The organism is Pseudomonas proteolytica, from assembly GCF_007858275.1.
Classification (GTDB): domain Bacteria; phylum Pseudomonadota; class Gammaproteobacteria; order Pseudomonadales; family Pseudomonadaceae; genus Aquipseudomonas; species Aquipseudomonas proteolytica.
The window spans coordinates 82,839-108,443 of the sequence record NZ_VFEV01000001.1 but is presented as its reverse complement, the minus strand read 5'-3'; the positions used below and the strand labels follow the sequence as shown (position 1 = coordinate 108,443).

General features: G+C 61.4%; 21 protein-coding genes and 2 pseudogenes. 10 read left to right on the top strand and 13 right to left on the bottom strand.

The annotated features are described in order from the left end of the window. Positions 1–119 precede the first annotated feature (119 nt). The 4 genes and pseudogenes from FIV38_RS00480 to FIV38_RS30810 all read left to right on the top strand — a co-directional run. A complete protein-coding gene (locus FIV38_RS00480; RefSeq protein ID WP_029297855.1) occupies positions 120–353 on the top strand; it encodes a hypothetical protein in 234 nt (77 codons plus the stop codon). Positions 354–499: 146 nt separating this feature from the next. Continuing rightward, positions 500–1,711 carry a transporter substrate-binding domain-containing protein gene (locus FIV38_RS00475; protein WP_167362651.1) on the top strand — a complete coding sequence of 404 codons (1,212 nt, stop codon included), beginning with the start codon at positions 500–502 and terminating at the stop codon, positions 1,709–1,711. 96 nt (positions 1,712–1,807) lie between these two features. Beyond that, a pseudogene (locus FIV38_RS30815) lies at positions 1,808–2,089 on the top strand (PAS domain-containing protein); the annotation flags it as partial. 300 nt (positions 2,090–2,389) lie between these two features. Beyond that, a pseudogene (locus FIV38_RS30810) lies at positions 2,390–3,382 on the top strand (methyl-accepting chemotaxis protein); the annotation flags it as partial. A 215-nt stretch (positions 3,383–3,597) separates the two neighbouring features. Here FIV38_RS30810 and FIV38_RS00465 read toward each other — a convergent pair. The 5 genes from FIV38_RS00465 to FIV38_RS00440 all read right to left on the bottom strand — a co-directional run bounded on the left by FIV38_RS00465 (position 3,598) and on the right by FIV38_RS00440 (position 8,162). Next, positions 3,598–4,341 (bottom strand): YkgJ family cysteine cluster protein, encoded by a 744-nt coding sequence (locus tag FIV38_RS00465; RefSeq protein ID WP_029297861.1) that lies wholly within the window; start codon positions 4,339–4,341, stop codon positions 3,598–3,600. 108 nt (positions 4,342–4,449) lie between these two features. Then, entirely contained in the window at positions 4,450–4,932 is a 483-nt protein-coding gene (locus FIV38_RS00460; protein ID WP_092238185.1) for a GNAT family N-acetyltransferase, read from the bottom strand. Beyond that, the gene (locus FIV38_RS00455; RefSeq protein WP_070995629.1) at positions 4,933–5,835 is read right to left on the bottom strand and encodes a chemotaxis protein CheV; all 903 of its coding nucleotides are present in this window, start codon (positions 5,833–5,835) and stop codon (positions 4,933–4,935) included. A gap of 178 nt (positions 5,836–6,013) precedes the next feature. Then, positions 6,014–6,988: a 2-hydroxyacid dehydrogenase gene (locus tag FIV38_RS00450; protein WP_092238182.1), complete on the bottom strand. Its 975-nt coding sequence runs from the start codon at positions 6,986–6,988 to the stop codon at positions 6,014–6,016. 205 nt (positions 6,989–7,193) lie between these two features. Continuing rightward, positions 7,194–8,162 carry a LysR family transcriptional regulator gene (locus FIV38_RS00440; protein WP_029297870.1) on the bottom strand — a complete coding sequence of 323 codons (969 nt, stop codon included), beginning with the start codon at positions 8,160–8,162 and terminating at the stop codon, positions 7,194–7,196. A gap of 181 nt (positions 8,163–8,343) precedes the next feature. Here FIV38_RS00440 and FIV38_RS00435 point away from each other — a divergent pair, with 181 nt between their 5' ends. From FIV38_RS00435 to FIV38_RS00420, 4 genes are read left to right on the top strand one after another with little or no spacing between them, the layout of a single operon-like run. Next, on the top strand, positions 8,344–9,855 hold the full coding sequence (locus tag FIV38_RS00435; protein WP_092238176.1) for an efflux transporter outer membrane subunit: 1,512 nt from the start codon (positions 8,344–8,346) through the stop codon (positions 9,853–9,855). Between the two features lie 11 nt (positions 9,856–9,866). Then, entirely contained in the window at positions 9,867–12,050 is a 2,184-nt protein-coding gene (locus FIV38_RS00430) for an FUSC family protein (RefSeq protein ID WP_029297875.1), read from the top strand. Continuing rightward, positions 12,040–12,240, top strand: coding sequence for a DUF1656 domain-containing protein (locus FIV38_RS00425; RefSeq protein ID WP_029297878.1), 201 nt, complete (start codon positions 12,040–12,042; stop codon positions 12,238–12,240). Before FIV38_RS00430 ends, FIV38_RS00425 begins: the two co-directional genes overlap by 11 nt. 11 nt (positions 12,241–12,251) lie before the next feature. After that, positions 12,252–13,112, top strand: a complete 861-nt coding sequence (locus FIV38_RS00420) for an efflux RND transporter periplasmic adaptor subunit (RefSeq protein WP_029297880.1) — start codon at positions 12,252–12,254, stop codon at positions 13,110–13,112. Positions 13,113–13,262: 150 nt separating this feature from the next. Here FIV38_RS00420 and FIV38_RS00410 read toward each other — a convergent pair whose 3' ends face one another. Beyond that, positions 13,263–13,667 carry a hypothetical protein gene (locus FIV38_RS00410; protein WP_029297885.1) on the bottom strand — a complete coding sequence of 135 codons (405 nt, stop codon included), beginning with the start codon at positions 13,665–13,667 and terminating at the stop codon, positions 13,263–13,265. Continuing rightward, the gene (locus tag FIV38_RS00405; RefSeq protein ID WP_092238173.1) at positions 13,667–14,848 is read right to left on the bottom strand and encodes an MFS transporter; all 1,182 of its coding nucleotides are present in this window, start codon (positions 14,846–14,848) and stop codon (positions 13,667–13,669) included. Before FIV38_RS00405 ends, FIV38_RS00410 begins: the two co-directional genes overlap by 1 nt. Before the next feature lie 111 nt (positions 14,849–14,959). Between FIV38_RS00405 and FIV38_RS00400 the strand changes: the two genes are divergently transcribed. After that, the gene (locus FIV38_RS00400) at positions 14,960–15,868 is read left to right on the top strand and encodes a LysR family transcriptional regulator (RefSeq protein WP_092238171.1); all 909 of its coding nucleotides are present in this window, start codon (positions 14,960–14,962) and stop codon (positions 15,866–15,868) included. Positions 15,869–15,945: 77 nt separating this feature from the next. Here FIV38_RS00400 and FIV38_RS00395 read toward each other — a convergent pair whose 3' ends face one another. Both FIV38_RS00395 and FIV38_RS00390 read right to left on the bottom strand, forming a co-directional pair. After that, positions 15,946–16,758, bottom strand: coding sequence for an SDR family oxidoreductase (locus FIV38_RS00395; protein WP_092238168.1), 813 nt, complete (start codon positions 16,756–16,758; stop codon positions 15,946–15,948). A gap of 24 nt (positions 16,759–16,782) precedes the next feature. After that, on the bottom strand, positions 16,783–17,247 hold the full coding sequence (locus FIV38_RS00390; protein WP_070995621.1) for a multidrug transporter: 465 nt from the start codon (positions 17,245–17,247) through the stop codon (positions 16,783–16,785). Between the two features lie 202 nt (positions 17,248–17,449). On the opposite strand from FIV38_RS00390, the gene FIV38_RS00385 reads away from it, so the two are divergent. Further along, positions 17,450–20,254 carry a dermonecrotic toxin domain-containing protein gene (locus FIV38_RS00385; RefSeq protein ID WP_092238165.1) on the top strand — a complete coding sequence of 935 codons (2,805 nt, stop codon included), beginning with the start codon at positions 17,450–17,452 and terminating at the stop codon, positions 20,252–20,254. 78 nt (positions 20,255–20,332) lie between these two features. Here the strand turns inward: FIV38_RS00385 and FIV38_RS00380 are convergent, their stop codons facing one another. The 4 genes from FIV38_RS00380 to FIV38_RS00365 all read right to left on the bottom strand — a co-directional run bounded on the left by FIV38_RS00380 (position 20,333) and on the right by FIV38_RS00365 (position 25,409). Beyond that, positions 20,333–21,784, bottom strand: a complete 1,452-nt coding sequence (locus tag FIV38_RS00380) for a mannose-1-phosphate guanylyltransferase/mannose-6-phosphate isomerase (protein WP_092238162.1) — start codon at positions 21,782–21,784, stop codon at positions 20,333–20,335. A 220-nt stretch (positions 21,785–22,004) separates the two neighbouring features. Then, the gene (locus FIV38_RS00375) at positions 22,005–22,658 is read right to left on the bottom strand and encodes an alginate O-acetyltransferase AlgF (RefSeq protein WP_029297892.1); all 654 of its coding nucleotides are present in this window, start codon (positions 22,656–22,658) and stop codon (positions 22,005–22,007) included. 16 nt (positions 22,659–22,674) lie between these two features. Then, positions 22,675–23,865 carry an alginate O-acetyltransferase gene (locus FIV38_RS00370; RefSeq protein ID WP_092238159.1) on the bottom strand — a complete coding sequence of 397 codons (1,191 nt, stop codon included), beginning with the start codon at positions 23,863–23,865 and terminating at the stop codon, positions 22,675–22,677. Between the two features lie 11 nt (positions 23,866–23,876). Beyond that, positions 23,877–25,409, bottom strand: a complete 1,533-nt coding sequence (locus tag FIV38_RS00365; RefSeq protein ID WP_092238156.1) for an MBOAT family O-acyltransferase — start codon at positions 25,407–25,409, stop codon at positions 23,877–23,879. Between the last annotated feature and the right edge of the window lie 196 nt (positions 25,410–25,605).

Below are 25,605 nucleotides of genomic sequence, written 5' to 3'. Positions count from 1 at the left end.
AGCAAAGGTCGACCATTCGTACGGGCAGTGGTTAAAGAACCAGGGCGCGCAGGTATACTGCGCGCCAGCGTGGCCCGCAAGTCGGGCCCGCGTCATTTTTTGCACGCTCCGGAGCTTCCATGAATTGCCCGACACAACCGCCTGTTGAAAGCGCCGAACTCGCTGATCCAGACAGCCTCGACAGTGAGGCCAAGCCGGTGATCCCGGCCTTCAAATTCCCCTTCAAACCGGGTGAACTGGCCGGGGCGAAAGACAGCAATCAGCCGTGGTACAAAAACGGCGCGAAGAACGGCCACACCAAAACCCCTGGTATGGCGCCGCCAGGCACCCGCCGCTCGATGGGTAAACGCTGACGGCAGTTGTGCCTACAGCCATTGCTGACTTTTCGTCTTGTCGGTCCACGACCTTTTCTTGAAAGCTTGCCTGATACCCCTTCGCCGCGCCTGGTTGGCAGCAGTTTGGGTTGAGGGTGTGGGTCTTTCAGGAAAGGGATGTCTGCATGGCTTTGGCAAAGATCTTCGTGTTAACCGTTGGGCTGCTGCTGTCGGGCGGCTTTTTTATGGGGGCGGTGGCCGGCACTGCGCCGCGCAGCGAGATCCGCTTCGCGATCTCCCCGCAGTTTCCGCCCTATGAAAGCCGCAATGCCCAAGGGCGACTGGTGGGTTTGAACATCGAACTGGGCAATGCCCTGTGTGCCCAGCTCGATGTGCGCTGCACCTGGGTCGACCAGGTATTTTCCCACAGCATTGATGCCCTGGAGCGCCGGCGTTTCGATGCGATCATGGGCATGGCATCCACCCCCCAGCGTCGGCAACTGATCGACTTCACCGACGACCTCTATCCCCTCACCACCCACCTGGTGGCCCGCAAGTACTCCGGGCTGCTGCCGACCGTGCGTGCGCTCAAGGGCAAGCGCGTCGGGGTGCTGGCCGGCAGTAACCGTGAAGCCTTCGCCCTGGCGCAATGGGCGCCGGCCGGGGTGATCATCAAGAGCTTCTGGCTTAACGACCAGTTGATCCGCAGCCTGGTCGCCGGCGATATCGACGCGACGCTGCAAGGCACCGCAGAAATCCGCCAGGAGTTGCTCGATACCGAACAGGGCCGGGCTTTTGACTTCGTCGGCCCGCCGGTGGCCGGCCAGCAGATGGGCACTGCCGTGGCCATCGGCGTGCGCAAGTCCGACCCCGAGTTGCGCAGTGAGCTGAACCGCGCACTGGAGCAGCTCAGGCAGAGCGGCGAGTACCAGCGCATTCTCCAGGGTTATCCACAGGAGGCACACGACGCCGCCAATGCTCAGGACCCGCTCGAGCCGCAGTTTTACCCCGCTGACCCGAAGCTGCCGTTTTCCGAGGCCGTGCGGGTCGGTAATACGCTGTACACCTCCAGCATTGCCGGGGTGGATGCCAACCTCAATCTGGTGAAGGGCGGTACGGGCGCGCAGATGAAACAGCTGATGAATACGCTGCACGAACTATTGGTGCGTCATGAGTCGTCGCTGGACCGCGTGGTCAAGTGCACCTTGATGCTGGTCGAGCTGGAGGACCTGAAGCTGGTCAACGACGTGTACCTGGGCTACTTCGCCCAAGGCCGGCTGCCCGCCCGCAGTGTGCTGGCCGTGCGCCGGCTGCCGCGCGGCGCACGGGTGGCGATCGAGTGCGTGGCCGTGGTCGGCGACCCTCCCGGATCGTTGACGGGGGTAGCGGGTAACTAAATGCGTGGAACATGAGCTGGATCAGTATTTGCTCAACCGGTGCGCTTAGAGTCGGTGCCCCTGCCGACTCCCTCAACAACCCCGAGCGCGCTTTCCATGAAGATCAATCTCCCGGTCACGGGTCGAAGTGTGGACATTGCCCAAGACGCCAACATCCTCTCGACCACTGACCTAGGTAGTTCGATTACCTACGCCAACCAGGACTTTATCGACATCAGTGGCTACAGCCGTGAGGAACTGCTGGGCGCGCCACATAATCTGCTACGCCATCCCGACATGCCGTCGGCGGCGTTTGCCCATATGTGGCAGACCCTCAAAAGTGGTCGCTCGTGGATGGGCATGGTGAAGAATCGCTGCAAGAACGGTGATCACTACTGGGTCAGCGCCTATGCCTCGCCGGTCACCCGCGACGGGGCGACGGTGGAATACCAGTCGGTGCGCACCAAGCCCGACGCACGCCGAGTGAGAGCGGCAGAGCGCGCCTATGTGCGTTTGCGCGCAGGCTCCCGGCGCATGCGGCCGGTGCTGGAGATGCCGATGAAGTTGTCGCTGGTCACTGGGGCGACGTGCGCGCTGACCTGGGGCGTGGGGGCCGGGCTGGCCAGTTATTCATGGGCGTTGCAAGTGCTGGGCCTGGCGGCAGTGGGCGCGGTTGGCGTGCTGGGCATCAATCTGTTGTTGCGGCCCCTGAGGCAATTGAGCGAGCGGGCGCGGCAGATTGCCGACAACCCCGTCAGCCAGGCGATCTACACCGGGCGCGCGGACGAGCTGGGGCAAATCGAATTTGCCATGCAAATGCTCGAAGCCCAGGCGGGCGCGGTGGTTGGCCGGATTGGCGATGCGTCGCAGCGTTTATCCGGGCACGCCGCCGCCCTGGTCCAGCAACTGGACAGCAGCCACACCAGCACCCTGGGCCAGCAGAGCCAGACCGACCAGGTGGCGACCGCCATCCAGCAGATGGCGGCCAGCGTGGCGCAAGTTGCCAGCCACGCCCAACAAGCCTCGAAAGCGGCAGACCTGGCCGGCAGCGAGACCCGTGAAGGCCATCTGCGCGTGGACGAAAGCCGCGATGCGGTGCTGCGCCTGTCCCAGGAACTGGCCAGGGCCACCACCGTGATCCATCAACTGGAAAGCCACAGCGGGGATATCTCCAGCGTACTGGAAGTGATCCGGGCGATTGCCGAACAGACCAACCTGCTGGCCCTCAACGCGGCCATCGAGGCGGCGCGGGCTGGCGAGCAGGGCCGTGGCTTTGCGGTGGTGGCCGACGAAGTGCGCGGCCTGGCGCAACGTACCCAGCAATCCACCAATGAAATCCAACGCATGATCAGCACCTTGCAGGGCGGCGCCCGTGATGCGGTGATGGCCATGGAGCAAAGCAGCCAGCATGTCGAAGTCAGCGTCGACCATGCCCAGCGCGCCGCGTCGGCCCTGGATGGCATCAGCCAGCGGGTCAACCAGATCACGGCCATGAGTGTGCAGATTGCGGCGGCGGTGGAAGAACAGAGCGCGGTGAGCGAGGACATCAATCGCAATATCGTCGGCATCCGCAATGCGGGCGAGGCGACCGTCAGCGCCGGCCAACAGAGCCAGCTCAGCTCGGGCGACGTCGCCGCGCTAGCGGAAGACCTGCGGCGTTTGGCAGAAGAGTTCTGGGGCAAACGCCGCTAACCTGCCGCCGCCCTCCCTGTGGCGAGCGGGCTTGTCCCGCGCTGGGTGGCGAAGCCGCCCCAAAACCTGCTGGCTCGGTATGTCTGAAACAACTGCGGTGCCTGGGGTGGGGCTGCTACGCAGCCCAGCGCGGGGCAAGCCCGCTCGCCACAGCAAGCCCGCTGGCCACTACAAGCGTGCCCGACACAGCGACAGGCTTACGCCTCTGACGGCCCTCAGGCAGCGCGCAGGGAGATGAACGCGTAGTTGGCCGGCACTTCGGTGGCAATCTGCGCCCCGGCGTCCAGCAACTGCTCGGCAATGTCCATCCCGGAGACATGGAACACCCATTCATTGGCCCCAGCTGGCTGGGTCGCGGCCAATTCAATGGCCTGGGCAAAGGCGCCCATGTCCGGCAGGTATGCGGTAAACCCATCGCCCTTGAGCGCCGTGGTCCGAATCCCCAGCAGGGCGCACACCGCCTCCTTGGTCTGCACATCGTCACGGTCGGCCTGGCGCGAGCGGCGGATCAGGTCGGCCAGTTCCTGGTCCATCAGTTCACCGCCGACGATCAGCGCCGGGCCTTGTTCCCAGGATTGCGGCGGGCAATCTTTGGCGGCCGGGTTCAGCGGGATATGCGGGTTGATCTCCATCGGGTAGATGCGACAGACCAGCGGCCTGCGCTCATAGATGCCGCAACGGTTGTCTTCGTCAAGATTCCGGCAGCGCCCGGCGTTGTAGGCGGCAAAGGTGATTGCCACGAACGCCTGGGTATTGCCGCTGGGCACCACCACTGAACGCCGTTCGGCATGCTCGCGCTGTTGCAGAGGCAGGCCCAGGCCATTGCCCAGGAAGCCTTCCACCAGCACGATGACATTGCCGCCATCTGCCGCCCACTGGCGGGCTTCGTCGAGGGTCAGGGGGACATGATGGTCGGTGCAGCATTTGCCGCAACCGACGCAGGAAAAATGGGTATTCATGGAGGATCTGCTACCAGGCCAGGTCAGAGGGCTCTCTTGAGCGGTGACGGGTTTTTACCTCTATCCGCCGCTCGCAGACTCTGGAAGCAAGTTATGCGCCAGTGCCGCTCAGTCTTCGCTGACCACGTCACGCAGCACCAAGACCATGCCGGCGCTCTCATACAGTTGGCGTGCGCGCTGATTGCTTTCCAGCACCTTGAGGTCCACATAGGGTTCGCCGCGCTGCTTGAACACCTGGAAGCTATGTAGCAGCAAGGCGCGCCCCAGTCCCTGGCCCTGGGCGCAAGGGTGGATGCACAGATGCTTGATAAACGCACTGGTCCAACATTGGGCCACGCCAAGAATACCGTCGGCATTACTCGCCACCAGGCACAGCGTGGGGTCAAATTCCGCATCGGTGATGAATTGCTGCTGCCAGGTCTTCAGGTTGGGCACGTGGCCGCCGCCCTGGGCCTGGGTCATGCGTAACACCGCATGGATCGCCGGGGCGAGCTCAAGGCGGTAATGGTCCAGACGGGTGTCGGCTGGCCACTGCGGCGCGGGCAGGCTCTTGGTGAGGTCGCGGCGCAGCAGTTGGTAATACGCTGTCACTTACAGGCCTTTTTGCGCCACGGTCTGGGCCGCGACCACCAGGCATTTGGTCAGCTCGGGCGAGGAGAACTTGGTCAGCACCGAGTCGGCCCCGGCCAAGCGCGCTTTTTCGCTGTTCATCGCGCTGTCCAGGGAGGTGTGCAGCAGCACGTAGAGGTCCTGGAAGTCCGGGGTTTCACGCAGGGTACGGGTGAGGGCGTAACCGTCCATTTCCGACATTTCGATGTCAGACACCACCACATTGATCTGCCCGGCGCTGCCTTGCAGCTCCAGCAGCACATCGATGGCTTCCTTGGCACTGCGTGCGGTGTGGCAGGTCAGGCCGAGGTTGCGCAGGGTGTGCACCGATTGCTGCAGGGCCACCTGGCTGTCGTCCACCACCAGGATGCGCGCATTGCCGAGCACTTCGGCTTCTTCCATGGTCAGGTCGGTGGGCGCGACTTCGATTTGCGCGGGGGCAATGGCGTGGATGACTTTTTCGATGTCCAGCACTTGCACCAGCACGCCGTCCACCTGGGTCACGCCGGTGATAAACGAGCGCGTACCGCCGGAGCCAAAGGGTGGCGGGCGGATGTCAGTGGTCAGGCAATGCACGATCCGGCTCACCGCCTGCACGTGCAGGCCCTGCTTGGACCGGCTGACATCGGTAACAATCAGGCAGCCGCCGTCGGGGTCTTTCAGGGGCATTTCGCCCAGTGCCCGGCTGAGGTCGATCACCGACAGGGCAGCGCCACGCAGGGTCGCGATGCCTTTGACGTGTGGATGGGACTCCGGCAGCTTGGTGAGCGGCGGGCAGGCAATGATTTCGCTGACTTTCAGCAGGTTGATGGCCATCAGCTTGCCGCTGCGCAAGGTAAAGAGCAGAAGCGAGAGTGAATCTGCGCGGGCTTTGGTGGTGGACATAAAAACCTTCTGTGGATCAGCGATAACAATCTTCTATGGCAGGTTATCGACGCTGGCCCAAAAAACTGTAGGAGCGAGCTTGCTCGCGAAAAAACCGAGGGCGCCGCGTTTATTCAGGATAGACGCGTTATCGTTAATGTTTTTCGCGAGCAAGCTCGCTCCTACAGTGGGTTGTGTCTTAGCCTTTCCAGACTTGCGGATTCACCAGATCCTGCGGGCGTTGGCCCAACAGGGCGCTGCGCAGGTTATCCAGGGCACGGTTGGCCATGGCTTCGCGGGTTTCATGGGTGGCCGAACCGATATGCGGCAAGGTCACGGCATTGCTCAGTTGGAACAGCGGCGACTCCGCCAGGGGCTCGCGCTCATACACATCCAGCCCGGCGCCGCGAATGCGCTGGGTTTGCAGGGCCTCGATCAGTGCCGGCTCGTCCACCACAGGGCCACGGGAGATATTCACCAGGATCGCACTGGATTTCATCAGGCCCAACTCGCGATGGCTGATCAGGTGCTTGGTCTTTTCACTCAACGGCACCACCAGGCACACAAAATCCGCCTCGGCCAGCAACTGGTCCAGGCTACGAAACTGCGCGCCCAGTTCCTGTTCCACTGCGGTCTTGCGGCTGTTGCCGCTGTAGAGGATCGGCATATTGAAGCCCAGGCGCCCACGGCGGGCGATGGCTGCGCCGATATTGCCCATGCCGACGATGCCCAGGGTCTTGCCGTGCACATCACAGCCGAACAGCGGCGCGCCGACGCTGGCCTTCCACTGCCCGGCCTTGGTCCACGCATCCAGTTCGGCCACGCGGCGGGCGCTGCTCATCAACAGGGCGAAGGCCAGGTCGGCGGTGCTTTCGGTCAACACATCGGGGGTATTGGTGAGCATGATCCCGCGTTCGTTGAAGTAGTCCACGTCGTAGTTGTCATAGCCCACCGAGACGCTGGACACCACCTCAAGCTTGCCCGCACCTTCGAGCTGCGCCCGGCCCAGCTTGCGGCCCACCCCGATCAAACCGTGGGCGTGGGGCAGCGCTTCATTGAACTGCGCGTTGATATCGCCTTGCTTGGGGTTGGGGACGATGACCTCGAAATCCTGTTGCAGGCGTTCGATCATCTCGGGGGTGACACGGCTGAAGGCGAGGACAGTCTTTTTCATCGCAAGTGGGGCTCATCGACAGGGAAGAATGCCAAGCAAGCTAACATTCCTGCACCCACTTGTCAGGACACCGCATCACCAATGTGGGAGCGGGCTTGCTCGCGATGGCGGTGTGTCAGGCATTACATCTGGCACTGATACACCGCTATCGCGGGCAAGCCCGCTCCCACAGGGGACTTTCAATATTTGGGGGCCGTGTTCCAAATCAGGTGGTAAGGCGCACCGCTCCCAAACTACCGCTTAACTCATACGCCGCCAGTTCCGCCTGGTGCGCCGCCAGGATCTCCGGCAGTGAGCCACGCAGGTATTCCACCCAGGTCTTGATCTTCGCATCCAGGTACTGGCGCGACGGGTAGATGGCGTACAGGTTCAGTTCCTGGGAGCGATAAGTCGGCATCATCCGCACCAGGGTGCCATTGCGCAGGCCTTCGATGGCCGCGTAGACCGGCAGCAGGCCAACGCCCATGCCGCTGATGATCGCGGTCTTCATCGCGTCGGCGGAGTTCACCAAAAATGGCGAACTGTTGATGCTCACGCTTTCCTGGCCATCGGGGCCGTTGAACACCCATTTGTCCAATTGGATCACCGGGCTGACCAGGCGCAGGCACGCATGGTTGAGCAAATCACTGGGCCGCTGCGCGCAGCCGTTGGCTTTGACGTAGGCCGGCGAGGCACAGACGATGCTGTAGGTGATCCCCAGGCGCTGGGACACAAACCCCGAATCCGGCAACTCGCTGGCGAGCACGATGGACACGTCGTAGCCCTCGTCGAGCAGGTCCGGCACGCGGTTGGCCAGGGTCAGGTCGAAGGTCACATCGGGGTGGGTGCGGCGGTAGCGGGCAATCGCATCGATCACGAAATGCTGGCCGATGCCGGTCATGGTATGCACTTTGAGCTGCCCGGCGGGGCGCGCATGGGCGTCGCTGGCCTCGGCTTCGGCTTCCTCGACATAGGCCAGGATTTGCTCGCAACGCAATAAATAGCGCTTGCCGGCCTCGGTCAGGGCGATGCGGCGGGTAGTGCGGTTGAGCAAGCGGGTTTGCAGATGGGCCTCCAGATTGGAGACCGCGCGCGAGACGTTGGCTGTAGTGGTGTCCAGTTGCACCGCGGCGGCGGTGAAGCTGCCGGCTTCGGCGACACAACTGAAGGCGCGCATGTTTTGCAAAGTGTCCATGGGGTGCTCTCAAGGGAGATGGCAAATTGTGACACGAAGTTACGGGGGCGAGTGACCCCGACCAATGGATTATCGCCTGAACGGTAACAAAGATTCACAGGAATCCCACCTTATCGCCATTCCTCGCGCCCCCTAGAATTGCCGCACCGTCCCCGCAACACCACCTCAGGAATTCGCAGCAGTGCCGCGTCGCATCAGCAGAGAGCTGAAGACTCTCAGTGTTTGGGCTTTATCGTTAGCAATCAGCGGCTGCATCGGAACCGGTGGAATTGCCCCCCAAGGCAAGAGCCTCGCCGCCAATAACCTGGCCACCGACGACGCAATCCAGAGCGCCGCCCGAGATGCCCGTTGGCCGACCACCCAGTGGTGGCAAGCCTACGGCGATCCGCAACTCAATGCTTGGGTCGACCTCGCCGTTCAAGGCAGCCCAAGCATGGCCGAAGCCGCCGCCCGGGTACGTGAAGCGCGGGCCATGGCTGGGCTGGCCGAGTCTGCCGAGGCTGTGCAGATCAACGGGGATGCCACGCTCAAGCGCCACAACTGGCCGAGCGATCAGTTCTACGGCCCTGGAAAACTGGACAACTCCACGACCTGGGACAACAACGCCGCCCTGGGCCTGAGCTACGCCCTCGACCTGTGGGGGCGTGAGCGCAACGCCACTGAGCGCGCGCTCGACCTGGCCCATATGAGCGTCGCCCAGGCGCGCCAGGCCCAGTTGGAGCTGCAGAACAACGTGGTACGCGCCTACATCCAACTGTCGCTGCATTACGCCCAGCGCGATATCGTCGCCGCGACCCTGGCCCAGCAACAGCAGATCCTCGACCTGGCGAAAAAGCGCCTGGATGGCGGCATCGGCACCCACTTTGAAGTCAGCCAGGCCCAGACCCCATTGCCCGAAACCCATCGGCAACTGGACGCCCTCGACGAAGAAATCGCCCTGATCCGCAACCAACTGGCGGCCTTGGCCGGCAAGGGTCCGGGGGAGGGTGCAACCTTGCAACGGCCGACCCTGGCCCTCGCTGCGCCCCTGAAATTGCCATCGGCACTGCCCGCGCAACTGCTCGGCCAGCGTCCGGATGTGGTCGCCAGCCGCTGGCAAGTGGCAGCCCAGGCCCGGGGCATCGACGTGGCCCACGCCGGTTTCTACCCCAATGTCGACCTGGTGGGCAGCCTCGGCTACGTCGCTACCGGTGGCGGCATGCTGGAATTCCTCACCGGCAAGAAGCTCAACTACAGCGTCGGCCCGGCGATCACCCTGCCGATCTTCGACGGTGGCCGCCTGCGCGCGCAATTGGGCGAAGCCAGCGCCGGCTACGACATTGCCGTGGCCCGCTACAACCAGACCCTGGTCAATGCGCTCAAGGGCATCAGCGACCAACTGATCCGCCGTGAGTCCATGGCCAAGCAGCAGACCTTCGCCGCTGAATCGGTGGCCTCGGCGCAGAAAACCTATGACATCGCGATGATCGCCTACCAGCGCGGCCTGACCGATTACCTCAACGTACTCAATGCCCAGACCTTGCTGTTTCGCCAGCAACAGGTCCAGCAGCAGGTCCAGGCCGCGCGCCTGAGTGCCCATGCCGAACTGGTCACTGCCCTGGGCGGCGGCCTGGGCGCGGGCAACGATGCGCCGGCAGCAGGCACCACCCTCGCGAGCAAGACCCCGGCGGCGTTGGCCGTATTCGATCACTGATCAGGTTTCCCATGACTCCCTTGCCTGCACCGCTGCGTTGGCTGCATTCCCTGGAATGGCGCCGTGGCTTCTTCGACTGGGCGCGCAGTGACGGCGTAACCTGGGTCTACATCTTCAAAGTGCTGATCGCCGCGTTCCTCACCCTGTGGCTGGCCATGCGCCTGGAGCTGCCGCAACCGCGTACCGCGATGATCACCGTGTTTATCGTGATGCAACCGCAAAGCGGCCAGGTGTTTGCCAAGAGCTTCTACCGCTTCCTCGGCACCCTGGCGGGGTCGGCGGTGATGGTGTTGTTGATCGCGCTGTTTGCGCAGAACACCGAGTTGTTTTTGGGCGCGCTAGCTATCTGGGTGGGCGTGTGCACGGCCGGTGCCACGCGCAACCGCAACTTCCGCGCCTATGGTTTTGTACTGGCGGGCTACACGGCGGCGATGGTGGGCCTGCCGGCGCTGGCCCACCCGGACGGCGCCTTTATGGCGGCGGTGTGGCGGGTGCTGGAAATCTCCCTGGGGATTCTCTGCGCGACCCTGGTCAGCGCCGCGATCCTCCCGCAGACCAGCAGCGCGGCCATGCGCAACGCCTTGTACCAGCGTTTCGGCACCTTCGCCCTGTTCGTTACCGACGGCCTGCGTGGCCGCAGCCAGCGCGAAGGTTTTGAAAGCAGCAACGTGCGCTTTATCGCCGAAGCCGTGGGCCTTGAAGGGCTGCGCAGTGTCACCGTGTTCGAAGACCCGCATATGCGTCGGCGCAATGGCCGGCTCAGCCGCTTGAACAGCGAATTCATGGGCATCACCACGCGCTTCAACGCCCTGCACCAGTTGCTTGAACGCCTGCGCAGCGATGCTGCCGACCATGTGGTGGCCGCGATCAAACCCGGCCTGCAGGACTTGGCCGAGTTGCTCGATGGCTTCAGCGGGCGCGCCCTGACCAGCCCCGATGCCACGCGCCTGGTCAGCCAACTGACGGCCTATAAAGAGAGCCTGCCCGCCAAGGTCCGCAGCCTGCGGGCGCAGTTCCAGCAGAGCAGCCCCAGCGATGCCGAGCAGTTGGATTTCCACACCGCTTATGAGCTGCTGTACCGCTTTGTCGACGACCTGCACAACTACGCGCAGACCCACGCCTCCCTGGCCGAACACAGCCACGCGCGTGAGCACTGGGATGAGGCCTACACGCCGAAAACCAACTGGCTGGCCTGCGCCGCGTCGGGGATTCGCGCGTCGTTCATTCTGGTGGTGCTGGGCAGTTACTGGGTGGCCACCGCCTGGCCCAGTGGCGCCACCATGACCCTGATCGCGGCGGCCACCGTTGGCCTGTCGGCTGCCACGCCGAACCCCAAGCGCATGGCGTTTCAAATGGCCTGTGGCACCTTGATCGGCGCCCTGGTGGGGTTCGTCGAGATGTTCTTCGTGTTTCCCTGGATCGACGGGTTCCCTTTGCTCTGTGTGATGCTCGCCCCGGTGATCGTGCTCGGCGCGTTCCTGTCCTCGCGCCCGCAATACGCTGGGGTCGGCCTGGGCCTGCTGATTTTCTTCAGCACCGGTTCGGTGCCGGATAACCTGACGATCTACAACCCCTACACCTTTATCAACGACTACATCGCCATGATCATCGGCATGCTGGTGTGCGCAGCGGCGGGGGCGATCATCCTGCCGCCCAACAGCCCCTGGCTGTGGCGCCGCCTGGAGCGCGACCTGCGCGAGCAAGTGGTGTATGCCATCAGCGGCAAGCTCAAGGGCCTGGCCTCGGGGTTTGAAAGCCGCACCCGTGACCTGCTGCACCAGGCCTATGGCCTGGCCGCCGGCCAGCCGCAGGTGCAACGCAACCTGTTGCGCTGGATGTTCGTGGTGCTGGAAGTCGGTCACGCCATTATTGAATTGCGCAAAGAGCAGGCGATCCTGCCGGTGCATCCGGCGTATGCCGAGTCCCAATCGTGGCGCCAGGCGATCCGGGTGATGGGGCGTTCGCTGGTGCGGCTGTTCCTGCAACCGAGCCAGAGCAATCTTGAGCGCGCCTTGATTGCGGTGGACCACGCCATCAGCCGTGTGCAGGCCACCGACGAACCCTTCGCCCCGCACTTCGATACCTCGGCCCTGCGCCGGGTCAAAAGCTACCTGCACTTTATCCGCACGTCCCTGCTGGACCCGCAATCGCCCCTGGCTGCTCTCAAGCTTGAAGGAACCGTTCATGCCGCGTGAAATCGCCTTCCATGGCATCTACATGCCGACCATGACCCTGATGTTTTTTATCGCCGCGGGACTGGCCTGGGCCCTGGATCGCTTCCTGGCCGGCTTTGACCTGTACCGTTTTTTCTGGCACCCGGCGTTGCTGCGCCTGAGCCTGTTCACCTGTCTTTTCGGCGCCATGGCGCTGACCGTCTACCGTTGAGAATGCCCCCGATGAAAAAGTTTTTCAGCCTGCTCGCAACCCTGCTGGTGCTGGCCCTGGCGATCTGGATTGGCCGTACGTTGTGGGTGCATTACATGCAAACCCCGTGGACCCGCGATGGTCGGGTACGCGCCGATATCATCAACGTCGCCGCCGACGTCACCGGCGAAGTGGTCGATGTGCCGGTGCGGGATAACCAGTTGGTGAAAAAGGGCGACCTGCTGATGCAGATCGACCCCGAGCACTACCGCATCGCGGTCAAGCAGGCGCAATCATTGGTGGCCTCACGCAAGGCCACCTGGGAAATGCGCAAGGTCAACGCCCATCGCCGTGCGGACCTTGATGCACTGGTGATCTCCAAGGAAAACCGCGACGACGCGAGCAACATTGCTGATTCCGCTCTGGCTGATTACCAACACGCGCTGGCGCAGTTGGAAGCGGCGGAGTTGAATTTGAAACGCACGCAAGTGCTGGCTGCGGTGGATGGTTACGTCACCAACCTCAACGTGCATCGCGGCGACTACGCACGCATAGGCGAAGCCAAGATGGCCGTGGTCGATATGCACTCGTTCTGGGTGTATGGCTTCTTCGAAGAAACCAAGCTGCCCCACGTCAAAGTCGGCGACAAAGCCGATATGCAACTGATGAGCGGCGAGACGTTAAAGGGCCACGTAGAAAGCATCTCCCGCGGCATCTACGACCGCGACAACCCCGAGAGCCGCGAACTGATTGCCGATGTGAACCCGACCTTCAACTGGGTGCGTTTGGCCCAGCGCGTGCCCGTGCGGATCCATATCGATGAAGTGCCGGAGGGCGTGTTGTTGGCGGCGGGGATTACCTGCACCGTGATTGTCAACCAGGCTCAAAACTAAACAAAGGGCATCAGGCACATCGCCTATCGGTTCGCGGTTTACTGTAGGAGCCGGCTTGCCGGCGAAGAACCTGAGAGCAACGCGGGGAGCATGGTGCTCCGCGTTAGCGTTGACGATTTTCGCCGGCAAGCCGGCTCCTACAGGGGAGAGTTATTGGCCCTGGATATAGGTCTCATGCAAATGCCGCCACAGCAACGCGCCGCTTGCCTGTTTCTCGAACACCACGGTGGCGCGGCGGTCCGTTTGGGTGCCGCTGTCATCGATCTGGTGTTCACGGTAGGTAACCGTGGCGCCCCGTGCATGTCGGTCAATGCCGGTCAGTTCGCTCAAGGTGATTTTCAACCCAGGACGCATGCCGCCCAGGCGGGTGAACAGGGCGTTGACCCCGGCTGTGTTGACCCGTGCGCCGGTGGCGGGGGCGATCATGCTGAACTCCGGGGAGAAGCGCGCCAGCAGGTTTTGCAAGGTGCCATCCGGCGCGACGCCGGCAAACCATTGCTCGATCTCGATGTGGGTCTGGATCACTTCTTCAAAAAAGTCGCTGTAATCAATCATCATTGAGGCTCGCTGGCTGGGTGAAGCAGTGCGCGAACCCTGGAGGTATCCAGGCTCAGCACTGCCAAAAGCGGCAGTAGTGTCAGGGCTGCCGCGATCAAGAAGGTCATGGTGAAGGAATCCGAGGCTGATAGCACGGCGCTGAGTGCCGCTGCACCGAGGCAAAAGCTCAGCTGCCGATTGATATTCCACAGCGCGCTGGCGTGGCCCATGCGCGGGGCGCGGATATCGAGAAAGGCCAGGGTCTGCGCGGTGCTGCTGCACAGGCTGCCGCCCAGGCCCATCAGGCCGTAGGCGAGAATGATCAGGGAAGGCTCGTTGAGCAACACAATACCGCTGCATTGCAGCCCCATGCCCACCAGCAGCAAGGGCTTGGGGCCGTAGCGGTTGAATAAGGTCTTGCTGAGGAAGATGGCCAGCGCCGATGCCAGCGCCCAGGGCAGCATCAGCGCGCCGGTGTGCGCGGCGTCATAGCCCAGGCCGCGCAGGTAGAGGATGGCGATCAGGCTGGTGCCGATAAACACACCGGGGACGCACAAGTAGATCAGCATCGCGATGCGCAGCATCGGGTTGCCGATCTGTTTGAACAGGTTGCCCATCTCCAGGGAGGGGCGCGCAGTTGCAGGCGCGTCCGGTTTTATCCACAGCCACGCCAGCAGCAGGATGATTAACGCCAGCGGCAAATTGGCGTGGAAGATCCAGCGCCAGGACAGGCTATCGACCAGCCACCCACCCAGCGCCGGGGACAGCGCCGGCACCAGCAGGGCCACGGACATCACCCGGGCGGTGAGTTGGCTGCGTTCTGCGGCTGGAAAGTGTCGATAAGCCAGGGCCTGCCCCACCGGGATCAGCAGGCCACCGCCCAAACCTTGCAGCAAACGCCAACCGATCAGCGCCTCAATCGAGCCGGCCTGACCAACCATCACTGAAGCGCCCGCGAACAGCAGCAGGCTGGCGGCAATCAAACGTCGTTCTCCGAGCATTGCCGCCAGCCATACACTGAAGGGAATGATCACGGTCAGGCCGAGCAGGTAGGCATTGCTGACCCACGCCAATTGCGTGACCGAAGCCTGCAGTTCGTGGGCGATATCCGGGTAGGCGACGGTGGCGACAAACATGTTCACCAGATCGAGGGCGAAACCCAGTAAAAAGATCCAGGCGATTTTCGAGCGGTAGGTCATTGGGGCGTTCCTGCATTCAATCCCGGCAGGGTAGAGTGCTGCGGATACTTGGGGAACGCTGGTTTGACTGTTAGTTTGTCAAAAATATTTTGACAAGTGGAGGCGTGGCCCATGGTCAGCCTGGATCGTTTCGAGACGTTCAAGACGGTGGTGGAGGCCGGCTCGCTGACTGCCGCGGCCGATAGACTGGGGCAGACCCGCGCCGTGGTCAGCTTTAATCTCAAGCGCCTGGAGGCTGAACTCGGTGTCACCCTGCTGACGCGCAACACCCGGCAATTGGCGTTGACCGATGCCGGCGAGCGGTTCTACCTGCGCTGTACACGCATGCTCGAAGAAGCGCAGTTGGCGGTGGAAGAGGCGCGTTCGGAGCATACCCAGCTCAAGGGCACCCTGCGCATCACCACCACCGTGGAATATGCGCTGGCCGTGGTCGTCCCTGCGGTGGAGGCCTTTGGCCGTTTGCACCCGGATCTGAATGTCCACTTATCCACATCCTCCACCCATGCCGATCTGATCTCCGAACGCTTTGACGTGGCGATTCGGCTCGGGCGCTTGCTGGATTCCAATCATCGTGCGGTGCAGTTATCCACGTACCCGATATTCGCCGTCGCGGCGCCTAGTTTTGGTAGCGCCCATACGCTGGATGAACTTGAACAACTGCCCAAGCTGGGGCACGGCCGATTGAACGAGTTGAGTGTGATCGACCCGGCTGGTCGCGAGCATCAATATCGCTCCGGCCCCAGTGCGCTTATGGTTGACAGTGCCGCCGTGCTCCAGGCATTTGCCGTGCGCGGCCATGGCGTGGCAATCCTGCCGCAGTGGCTGATACAGGAGGATCTGGACACCGGGCGATTGGTACACCTGTTGCCGGATCATCGCTTCGTACCCCAAGGGGTGTATGCGCTGTATCCGGACACGCGGCATTTGCCGCTCAAGGTGCGGGCGTTTATTGATTTCATGAAGGAGGGTTATGTTGCTGGTTGGGACGCCATCGCGAGCAAGCCCGCCCCCACAGGTTGACCGTATTTCGAGGATGTGCTCGGTAAGAGTGGGAGCGGGCTTGCTCGCGATACAGGCGCCTCGGTCTCGGAATAAACCTACAACTGGCCACTCAACCCAAACCGCTTCTTCAACACCTTCTCCAGCAACGCCTTGGGCAACAGCGCCGCCATCCACGGCAACGCGCGGCTGCCATTGCCTGAGCGCAACAGGCGCGGTGGTTCAGGTTGTTGCGCGGCCTTGAGCACATCCGCCGCAAACACGCTGGCTGGGGTTGGCTTGTCCTGGGACGCCTGGGAGCGCGCACGGATGCTTTCGCGCAACGGCCACCATGGCGATTGTTCGTTGATCAGCCGTTCGGCCTGGGTGCCGGCGTTCTTGGCGAAACTAGTGTTGATTGCCCCCGGCTGCACTTCCATGACCCGCACGCCAAACGGCGCCAGCTCCATGCGCAGGGCATCGCTCAGGGCATGGACGGCGGCTTTGGAGGCGCAGTAGGCGCCGGCGAACGGGGTGACCAATACCCCAGACACGCTGCCGATGTTGACCACCAACCCTTTGTTACGGTGCAACGCGGGAAACAACGCCTGGGTCACGCCGACAATGGAGAACACATTGGTCTCGAATTGCCGTTGCATCGCCGCGGTACCGCCATCGAGCAGCGGGCCCATGGCGCCGTAGCCGGCGTTGTTGATCAGCACATCCAGCTCGCCCACTTGCCCGGCCAGTTGCGCCAGGGCGGCCCCATCGTTGACATCCAGTTGCACGGCCTTGAAGCCGGCTGCCGCCAGGGTCGCGACGTCTTCGGGACGGCGGGCGCTGGCCCACACGTCATAGCCGGCAGCCTTGAAGGCATCGGCCAGGGCGCGGCCGATGCCGCTGGAGCAACCGGTGATAAGCACGTTGGGCATGGCTCAATCCTTTGTCGTTATTAATTAGTCGCAGAAGCTGCCTTGCAAGCGTTCGGCACGAAACTCCAGGGTTTGCGGGCGATAGCCGGGGCGCAGCGGCGGCATCGGCAGGCAATCTTCCCAGGTGGCGCCGGCCTGCAATTCGCCGGGGCCGCGATAGCGTGGGGCAGCATAGACGTTGTCGGCCAGGTTGACCGTGTCGCCCGGCGCATAGGCGGCGACGCGCCAGCGCAATTCGGTCAGGGGGACGTCATTGCCATTGTTGAGTTTGAGCTGCAAGGGGCGATCGGCAGGGCATTGCTCGGGGGCGTAGCTGATGCGTAGCTCCAGGCGCGCCAGTTGCGCGGCTTCGCGGTTGTCCAGCCATACCACCCACATCGCCACGAAACCCAGACCTACTGCTGCTACAAGGGATACAGGCAACGCCTTGGCGGGATAGCGCAGCAGCAGGATCAGCCAGGTGATGATCAGTAGAACGCCGAAGAACATGGGGGCAGCCTCGCGGATGGGGGAACCATCGTACCGTTGGCGGGGTACGGTTGCCTATCGGGTTGCGAGTACGCTCTGGAGATATCCTCCGTTACCTTTTCACTGGAATGGATGGCGTTGTTCGCATCACTTACATAGATACAGCCACAGACTGACAACTGTTGTTCTGCGGGCTTTCTTGTATCTGTCGGGGATAAACACCATGAGTATATCGATACAGAATCTTTCTTCCGGAGCCTACGAATACGAGGTTACCCAAGAGAGCAACTCAATAAAGCCAACATCCAATACGCAACCATCCACCGGTGCAGGCTCCAGTGATCTGGACAACCGTAACTCGCTGATACAGACACTGGCAGGCCTGGAGCAAGGCATCACAACGGGTCGCATAACCAATGAGCTTATTTTTCCGGCCTTGCAAACCACGAAGATCCAACTGGAGCCCGATACGAAAGATGCAGGCCCGGCCATAGAAGTCAGCCTATGGCAATACATCACAGCCAACGGCTGGAACATTCCGAAAAATCATGAAGAACTCATCCAACTCAGACAAATCGTGTCTTCACAGGCACCGGAAAGCACTTCCAATGCCTATGCAGTCATTACCGAGCAAGTGGCCAAGGCCAATGTCGAGAAAGCCAAATTCAACAATATTGCCTTAGGCACGGCTGCGGCATTTCCAGACGTGCGCACAGAAGCCAAAAAGTGCGCGCAAGACATCGTGTTCAAGTTGACCGGCCTCCATGTAGACGCCGATAAGACGTATCTGAATCGTTTTAACGGCATGCAATCTGCTACAACCGCTACCGGCTGGGAGCATATGAAGGAAGAACCTTCCTCTTCAATCACGTTGACCGATGCGGTATTGAAGAACTTCTCCGAAAACGACGGGGTTCCCGGCAATCTGGACTCGGAAGCGGGCTTGTATAAAGACGGCCCCGGACACAGCAAAAAAGCAGGCTACGGCGCTCATAACCAAATTCCCCTGGCGCCTTCCCAGTTTATGAAGTCGCTTTGGAACGTCGACTTCCAAACGGTAATGTCGGAAAAAATCGACGACTTCTGGGAACACCACGCCGATAACTATCGGACTGTCCAGAAGGGGGTGTTCATCCATAAGGCAAGCGAACAACTCAAGTCCCAGGAGGCCAAGTTACCTGCTGAACGAGCGCTGCAGCCGCCCGAGCATGAATTCACCAGGAGCGACTATAAACAGCTGATGACGGCTGTTTGTGGTGAGGGCGTATCTGAAAACCAGCCCCTGACCTTTGCACAATTGCAGGCAACATCCCCGGTAACAGGTGCTGTCCAGGCCCATGCTTTCGATATCAATGGCTTCCAGTCAAATGACATTGTGCGTTTTACCCTACCCGGCAAGTTGCCCAAAAAATACGTCAATGGTCGTCTGGACGGCGTGCAAGTCCTCTACATTCCTGACGCCCAGCCAGCCTTTCTGAAATTCGACTCGTTGGAAAAAATGGATCGATGGGTCAGCGATCAGGCCAGCACGCCCTCCTTGCGTCAAGCCTTGGAGTCGCACTTCTCGCTGGCTGATCGGCAGAACGGTGAACCCGGGGCGGGGACCCTATTATTTAATGCAATAGTGCCGCTAAGCTCCCTGGCCCCTGAAGTCCGTCCGAAAGATGGCGTCGATACATCGTTGGAATACCTCGGTGCAGGAACCGTCAGTAATCAAGAGGGCAGGGTCATCGACCGCGGCAACTTCGCGATCAAGGGCGATGTGTTCAGCCACATGGCGCATCTAAGCCAACAGCGCATGAAAAGTGATGCAGACACCGCGATCAAGTCCAACAGCGAGGTCACTCGTGATATTTGGCTCAATGACATCTCGGTCGGCGCAGAGTTGCTGACCAAGCTGGCCCCGCTGGCGGCTCCAATCGCCGCAGCCGCAGTCATCACGGGGCTCACTGAAGTGGCGCTGGGCACTGAAAAAGAGATCACGGGCGATACTCAAGCTGAGCGTCATGACGGGGCGGCGAAGGTATTCGATGGAATGCTCAACGTGTTGTTCTCTTCTGTAGGTGTCGGCTCAAAAGCTGAAGATCCTTTCACGCTGCCGGAAAAGGAGCCGCCAATCCTTGAACCGGCATCCGGCCCTGAATACGCTAGTTTCGACATACCCAATCGCCTGCTGCCGTCACAAGCGGGCAATATCAGCATCTACGCTGTTGCGGATGGCGAGTCATTACTCGCCAAAAGTACAGTTAATGCCAAAGGTATTTATCAATTCAAGGACGAGCTGGGAAAAGACCGTTGGTTTATCCGTTATACCGACCAGACAGGTATCGCCAACACGTATGAGATCAAGAGTGATTTCAAACTCAGTAACGACTATGTCCAGATTATCGACCCCCAGAGCGGCAAGCCTGTATTGACAGTCGACGCTGTGGCTAATGGCCAATGGCGTTCGAGCGGGATGCTGGGCGGGGTCCAAAGTATCGATAGGGATGTGAGCATTGGTCGAAAACGCCTTGCTGAGCCAGGCAGTTCTTCGGGGCCATCCACTTCCGGTGGGCAATCCACCTTAAAACGCCCCAAGTTACCTGAAGCCTTTCCCGGTGAAAAAGCCACCCTGGAACCTCCCATCAAAGGAAAGAACGTCTTCTACAAATACAACAACCGAAGTCGTCATTCCGCTTTCGTCGCTGACCGCTCTTTTTCACCGTCCTCTACCGATTTAAGAGGTGGCCCGCTGCCTAAAGGGCAGGGCAGGCATTACTTCACCGATCTGGCGCCTGAAGATAAGCCTACGGAGGTCATATCCCAGATGATTTTCGGGCGTAACAAATATGGCAAAACGTTGAATAAGATGACCGATTACTTTGAGATAAACACCACCGGTCTGAAGTTGGTGGAAGTCCCCGGACATCCACATATTTTTTATGTGGAGACCCCTTTCTCCATTCCGTTGCAATACAGGGATGGCGCCAGCGGTGAACTCGTGAGTCGCGTCATTTCTCGCGGCGAGACGCCGTACACCGCTTGACCGCCAATAGACAAACCGCCCATCACTCGCTGCGGATAGGGGACGCAGAGGGTGATAGGCGGCTGTTTTTTGCGGGGTCTACTGCGCGATAGTTTTCAGCGACACGCCACGCTCAACCGGCGTCGAGCGCCCGTAGATATCTTCAAACCGCTCGATATCATCCTCGCCCAGATAGCTGCCCGATTGCACTTCGATAATCTCCAAGGGGATCTTGCCCGGGTTGCGCAGGCGATGCACCGAGGCAATCGGGATGTAGGTCGACTGGTTCTCGCACAACAGGAACACGTTCTCGTCGCACGTCACTTCAGCGGTACCACTGACCACGATCCAGTGTTCGGCGCGGTGATGGTGCATCTGCAGCGACAGGCACGCGCCCGGCTTGACCGAGATGTGTTTGACCTGGAAGCGCCCGCCCATGTCCACCGAGTCGTAGGAGCCCCACGGGCGGTAGACTTCGCAGTGGTTCTGGGTCTCGCTGCGCCCTTGTTCGTTGAGGGTGTTGACCATCTGCTTGACGCCCTGGACCTTGTCCTTGTGGGCAATCATCATCGCGTCCTTGGTTTCCACCACCACGATGTTTTCCAGGCCGATCACCGACACCAGCTTGCCGTTGCCGTGGATCATGCAGTTCTTGCTGTCCTGGATCACCACGTCGCCCTTGGTCACGTTGCCGTTGGCGTCTTTGTCATTGACCGCCCACAGCGAGGCCCAGCAGCCCACGTCGCTCCAGCCGGCACTGAGCGGCACCACGCAGGCGCGCTGGGTTTTTTCCATCACCGCGTAGTCGATGGAATTGTCCGGGCAGCAGGCGAAGGTGGCTTCGTCGAAGGTCACGGTATCAGCGGTATGCTCGCTGCGCTCGAGGGTCAGCACGCAAGTATCGTAGATGTCCGGGTCGTGTTTTTTCAGCTCTTCGAGGAAGCGGCTGGCGCGGAACAGGAACATGCCGCTGTTCCAGAAATAACCACCGCTTTTGACGAACTCCACCGCACGTTTTTCATCCGGCTTCTCGACGAACTGCTGCACGCGGCTGACGCCTTCGGGCAGCAGTGAGTCGTTGGTGGACTTGATGTAGCCGTAGCCGGTTTCCGGGCGGGTGGCCGGCACGCCGAACAGCACCATCTCGCCACGCTCGGCGGCCACGGTGGCCAGGGCCAGGGCGCGTTGCAGGGCTTTCTGGTCGTCCAGTACATGGTCGGCGGGCAGGACCAGCATCAGCTCGTCACGGCCTTCATTGACCAGCATCATCGCGGTCAGGGCCACGGCCGGCGCGGTGTTGCGGCCAAATGGCTCCATCAGGATGCGCTGGCTCTCCAGCTTGCGCGCGCTCAACTGCTCGTTGACGATGAAGCGGTGGTCTTTGTTGCAGACAATGATCGGGCTGTCCATGCCTTCGAACACCAGGCGCTCCAGGGTTTGCTGGAACAGCGTGTGCTCGCCGGTCAGGGCCAGGAACTGCTTAGGGAACTGTTTACGCGAAAGCGGCCAAAGACGTGAGCCGCTACCACCGGAAAGGATTACTGGGATCATGGGTTTCTCCTTGAATCTGTATGGGTTAGAGCAACGAAATTCAGTCGTTTCACTCTTGTTTTTGTCTCGGTCCGAACTGACGCCTTGATCCCCTGTAGGAGCGAGCTTGCTCGCGAAGCACTTCCAGACACCGCGTTCATTCAGAATGCTCGCGTTATCGTTGGCGATTTTCGCGAGCAAGCTCGCTCCTACAGTGGGTAGCCGTCAGTTCAGGAAATAATTAGCGGGTCGACACGGGGCGCTTGACCCACACTGGCGACAGGCTCGAACCGGAACCGGTGACATACAGCACCGCCGCCTCACCACGCTCCAGCGCCACCGGCTTCACGTCGCCGACTTTTTTATCGCCGTCATACAGCGCCAGGCTGACCTTCACCGGGTTGATCTCGCGCTCGCCACGGCCCTTGGCGGCCACGGCCTTGACCACGTCGGTCTTGCCGTCGGCGGTCTTCAGGGTCAGGGCCTTGTCGCTGAGGTTCTGCACGCGCACCAGGGATTTCTGCTTGTTCTTGAACGGTGGTTCTTCGATCAGTTGCGGCTGGCCGGTGCCGCTGTTGACCAGGGTGTAGTAGTGATCGGCGGCCAGCTTGACCGTGACGTTCTGGCTGCCGACCTTGGCGCTGTAGTCACCGCCCGGCAGGAAGCTGAAGTCGCTGCTGGCCAGTGGCGCCACATCGCTCAACGCGGTGTTGCCGACGCTGGCGCTGACTTCCTGGTTGCTGGCGTTGAACAGGCGCACGAAGCTCGAGCCTTTCGGCGCGATGGGTCCGTAGAGGGCGGCGTCGCCGGCGAAGGCGGACATCGACACGAAGCTCATGCCGGCGGCCAGGGCCAGGGTCTTGGCGAGACGACGAGGAGTAGTAGTGAAAGTCATGTGAGTTACCTCTCTTTCAGTTTTGCGCCCGGTCGGGCGTCTCGGATTTCTGGGTTTTAACGGGTGTGTTGATTGCCATGTTCTGTTGGCGTGTACCGGCTTGCTTGAGTTGCGCAACCCACTTGGGGTCGGCGTCGCCGATTTCGTTGTTCACCGGCAGATAGCGTTCCGGGAACTCCCAGATCAGCACCTGCGGCGGGCTGTTCTTGAAGTCATCGCTTTTCAGGTAGCCGAGCATCGGCAGGATCGGGCCGTGGCCGTCCTCGGAGTAGTTCACCACTTCACTGCCCAGGGCTTGCTTGAGGGCACCGACGAAGTTCCAGTTGGGGTTGGCGCTGTAGCTGGTGCCCACCAGGGCCACCGGCATCTCGCTGTCGGCAAACAACGCATCGTCGCCCGCTGCCTGGGCCTGCACCGCGTGGGTCACGCGTTTTTGCAGGGACTCCTTGGGCGGCATCAGGTTTTCGAACAGCGGGTCCAGGGGCAGGAACAGGCGCAGGTCACCGCTGTGGGGGGCGATGCTTTCGGCGTCGGTGACAAACCGCTGGGGCTCGCCGCTGAGCAGGGTCTTGGCGTTGATCACGCTGGCCAGTTGCTTGGCGGCGACTTCGGCGCCATCCGGGGTCCAGTGGGTGTCGGTGCGCAGGAACACTTGTTGGCCGTGGAGCTTGGCTTGTTGCAGCGGGCCCAGCAGGTCGGGAGCGATGATCTTGTCGGCGGCCACCCGGGCATGGAAGTCCTGGTAGAGCCCGGCATGAATACTCGCTGGTTGCACTTCACCCAGGTGCTCGGGGTACAGGCGCACCTTGGCCGGGACAATTGCCATGACCAATTGCACGCCCTTGGCCTTGAGGGTCTGGCGTACGCCTTCGACCAGGGCGTAGTTGTCTTGCAGGTTCTGCTCTTCGTTGACGGCGGGGTTGAACTCTTCGTCGCTGTATAGCCAGTGATCGCGACCCAGCACCACGCCGGGACGGCCCTCGTTGAACAGCTTGTAGTCCAGGGCCGCCCAGAGGTTTGTGCCCAGGCGCTTGATCGGGAACTCATCGTCGTAATGGGTTTCGACCGCCTTGGCCCAGCGCCCGTTGAGCACGGTGGCGTCGGCGTTGGTATTGAAACCGAAGAAACTGCGCACCGACCACGCGCCCAGGGCCAGCAGCAGGGCCATGAACAGCGCGGCGTAGAGGATGCGGAATGAACGGGTCATGGTCGGCTCCCTCAGAATTGGAAGTAAAGGAACGGCGAGAAGCTTTGCGCCGAGAGTTTCAGGATCGAAGCCACGAACAGCAGCAGGATCACCGCGCGCATGGCATAGCGTGGCCAGTCGGCAGTCCAGTAGGCCGGTTGCACGGCGGCGTTGCTGCCGACGCTGAAGCCGGGTTCCTGGATGCTGCCGGGGTTATCCCCAGGCACCGCCTTGATCAGGCTCGGGTCAGCCGGCTTGGCCTTGTCGGCCGGGCGATTGCGGTAGAAGTCGCGCAGGCCGAAGAACGCCAGCGTGGCGTAGGCCACCACCATGGTTGCCACTTGCAGGCCCGTGAGGTTGGCGCGGTTGAGTTCCGACAGCGACCACTCGCCAAAGCTGAACATCGCGCCGTACATGCGCCCGGCAACGTGCAGGTTTTCGGCGCGGAAGATCACCCAGCCCATCACCACCAGCAGGAAGGTGAAGGCCCAGCGCACCGGGTTGAAGCTGCGTGGCGAGGTGTTCAGGCCGATGGCTTTTTCAATCGCCAGCCACATGCCGTGCCAGGCGCCCCACACGATGTAGGTGATGTTCGCGCCGTGCCACAGGCCGCCGAGCAACATGGTCAGGAACAGGTTGCGATAGGTGGTCAGCGTGCCTTTGCGGTTGCCGCCCAGGGTGATGTACAGATAGTCGCGCAACCAGGTGGACAGGCTGATATGCCAGCGCCGCCAGAACTCGGTGATCGACTGGCTGATATACGGCTGCTTGAAGTTTTCCATAAAGCGGAAACCCATCATCAAACCCAGGCCGATGGCCATGTCGCTGTAGCCGGAGAAGTCGAAATACAGCTGCGCGGTATACGCCAGCGCGCCGAGCCAGGCATCGCCCGTGGTGGGGTTTTGCAGGGCGAAGCAATGGTCGGCCACCACCGCCAGGGTGTCGGCGATAAACACCTTCTTGATAAAGCCCTGCATGAACCGCGTGCAGCCCTCGGAGAATTTATCCAGGGTGTGGGTGCGGTTGTTGAACTGGTCGGCCAGGTCGCGAAAGCGCAGCACCGGGCCGGCAATCAGGTGCGGGAAGATCGCCACGAACGCCGCAAAGTCGATGAGGTTGCGGGTCGCCGGAGTGTCGCCGCGGTACACGTCGATGATGTAGCTGATGGACTCGAAGATGTAGAACGAGATCCCGATCGGCAACAGCACGTGGGTCAGGATAAACGGCTCCAGGCCCGCCGATTTCATCATCAGGTTGATGCTGTCGACGCCGAAGTTGGCGTACTTGAAGTAGCCCAGGATGCACAGGTCGACCGCCACCCCGAGCAGCAGCCAGCGCTGTGCCGGCTTGGTGCGCACGCCTGCCGCACCGACCTTGAGGCCGATCCAGTAGTTCCACAGGGTCACGGCGGCGAACAGCGCCAGGAAGTCCACCCGCCACCAGGCGTAGAACACGTAGCTGGCAATCAGCAGCAGCAGATTGCGATAGCGTTGCCCGCTCAAATAGTACAAGCCGAGAAAGATCGGCAAGAACAGAAACAGGAACACATTGGACGAGAAAACCATCCCGATCTCTCCATGTTTAACCAACAGTCAAGGGCCAACGGCCCCCCCAAACCCCCCACGCAAAACCGGGGAGGGCGGTACTACTTTTTCACTGTCGAAACCGGCTCGAAATGTGGGAGCTGGCTTGCTCGCGAAGGCGGTGTAACAGTCGCCTACTGTGTTGAATGACACACCGCCTTCGCGAGCAAGCCCGCTC

Excerpts from the sequence above, each read along its gene's own strand:
- FIV38_RS00375 (WP_029297892.1), bottom strand. The coding sequence starts at position 22,658 with ATGACTTTCACTACTACTCCTCGTCGTCTCGCCAAGACCCTGGCCCTG.
- FIV38_RS00390 (WP_070995621.1), bottom strand. The coding sequence starts at position 17,247 with ATGTTCTTCGGCGTTCTACTGATCATCACCTGGCTGATCCTGCTGCTG.
- FIV38_RS00430 (WP_029297875.1), top strand. The coding sequence starts at position 9,867 with ATGACTCCCTTGCCTGCACCGCTGCGTTGGCTGCATTCCCTGGAATGG.
- FIV38_RS00380 (WP_092238162.1), bottom strand. The coding sequence starts at position 21,784 with ATGATCCCAGTAATCCTTTCCGGTGGTAGCGGCTCACGTCTTTGGCCG.
- FIV38_RS00480 (WP_029297855.1), top strand. The coding sequence starts at position 120 with ATGAATTGCCCGACACAACCGCCTGTTGAAAGCGCCGAACTCGCTGAT.
- FIV38_RS00425 (WP_029297878.1), top strand. The coding sequence starts at position 12,040 with ATGCCGCGTGAAATCGCCTTCCATGGCATCTACATGCCGACCATGACC.
- FIV38_RS00455 (WP_070995629.1), bottom strand. The coding sequence starts at position 5,835 with ATGTCCACCACCAAAGCCCGCGCAGATTCACTCTCGCTTCTGCTCTTT.
- FIV38_RS00420 (WP_029297880.1), top strand. The coding sequence starts at position 12,252 with ATGAAAAAGTTTTTCAGCCTGCTCGCAACCCTGCTGGTGCTGGCCCTG.
- FIV38_RS00395 (WP_092238168.1), bottom strand. The coding sequence starts at position 16,758 with ATGCCCAACGTGCTTATCACCGGTTGCTCCAGCGGCATCGGCCGCGCC.
- FIV38_RS00370 (WP_092238159.1), bottom strand. The coding sequence starts at position 23,865 with ATGACCCGTTCATTCCGCATCCTCTACGCCGCGCTGTTCATGGCCCTG.
- FIV38_RS00400 (WP_092238171.1), top strand. The coding sequence starts at position 14,960 with ATGGTCAGCCTGGATCGTTTCGAGACGTTCAAGACGGTGGTGGAGGCC.
- FIV38_RS00450 (WP_092238182.1), bottom strand. The coding sequence starts at position 6,988 with ATGAAAAAGACTGTCCTCGCCTTCAGCCGTGTCACCCCCGAGATGATC.
- FIV38_RS00410 (WP_029297885.1), bottom strand. The coding sequence starts at position 13,667 with ATGATTGATTACAGCGACTTTTTTGAAGAAGTGATCCAGACCCACATC.
- FIV38_RS00405 (WP_092238173.1), bottom strand. The coding sequence starts at position 14,848 with ATGACCTACCGCTCGAAAATCGCCTGGATCTTTTTACTGGGTTTCGCC.
- FIV38_RS00440 (WP_029297870.1), bottom strand. The coding sequence starts at position 8,162 with ATGGACACTTTGCAAAACATGCGCGCCTTCAGTTGTGTCGCCGAAGCC.
- FIV38_RS00475 (WP_167362651.1), top strand. The coding sequence starts at position 500 with ATGGCTTTGGCAAAGATCTTCGTGTTAACCGTTGGGCTGCTGCTGTCG.
- FIV38_RS00465 (WP_029297861.1), bottom strand. The coding sequence starts at position 4,341 with ATGAATACCCATTTTTCCTGCGTCGGTTGCGGCAAATGCTGCACCGAC.
- FIV38_RS00365 (WP_092238156.1), bottom strand. The coding sequence starts at position 25,409 with ATGGTTTTCTCGTCCAATGTGTTCCTGTTTCTGTTCTTGCCGATCTTT.
- FIV38_RS00385 (WP_092238165.1), top strand. The coding sequence starts at position 17,450 with ATGAGTATATCGATACAGAATCTTTCTTCCGGAGCCTACGAATACGAG.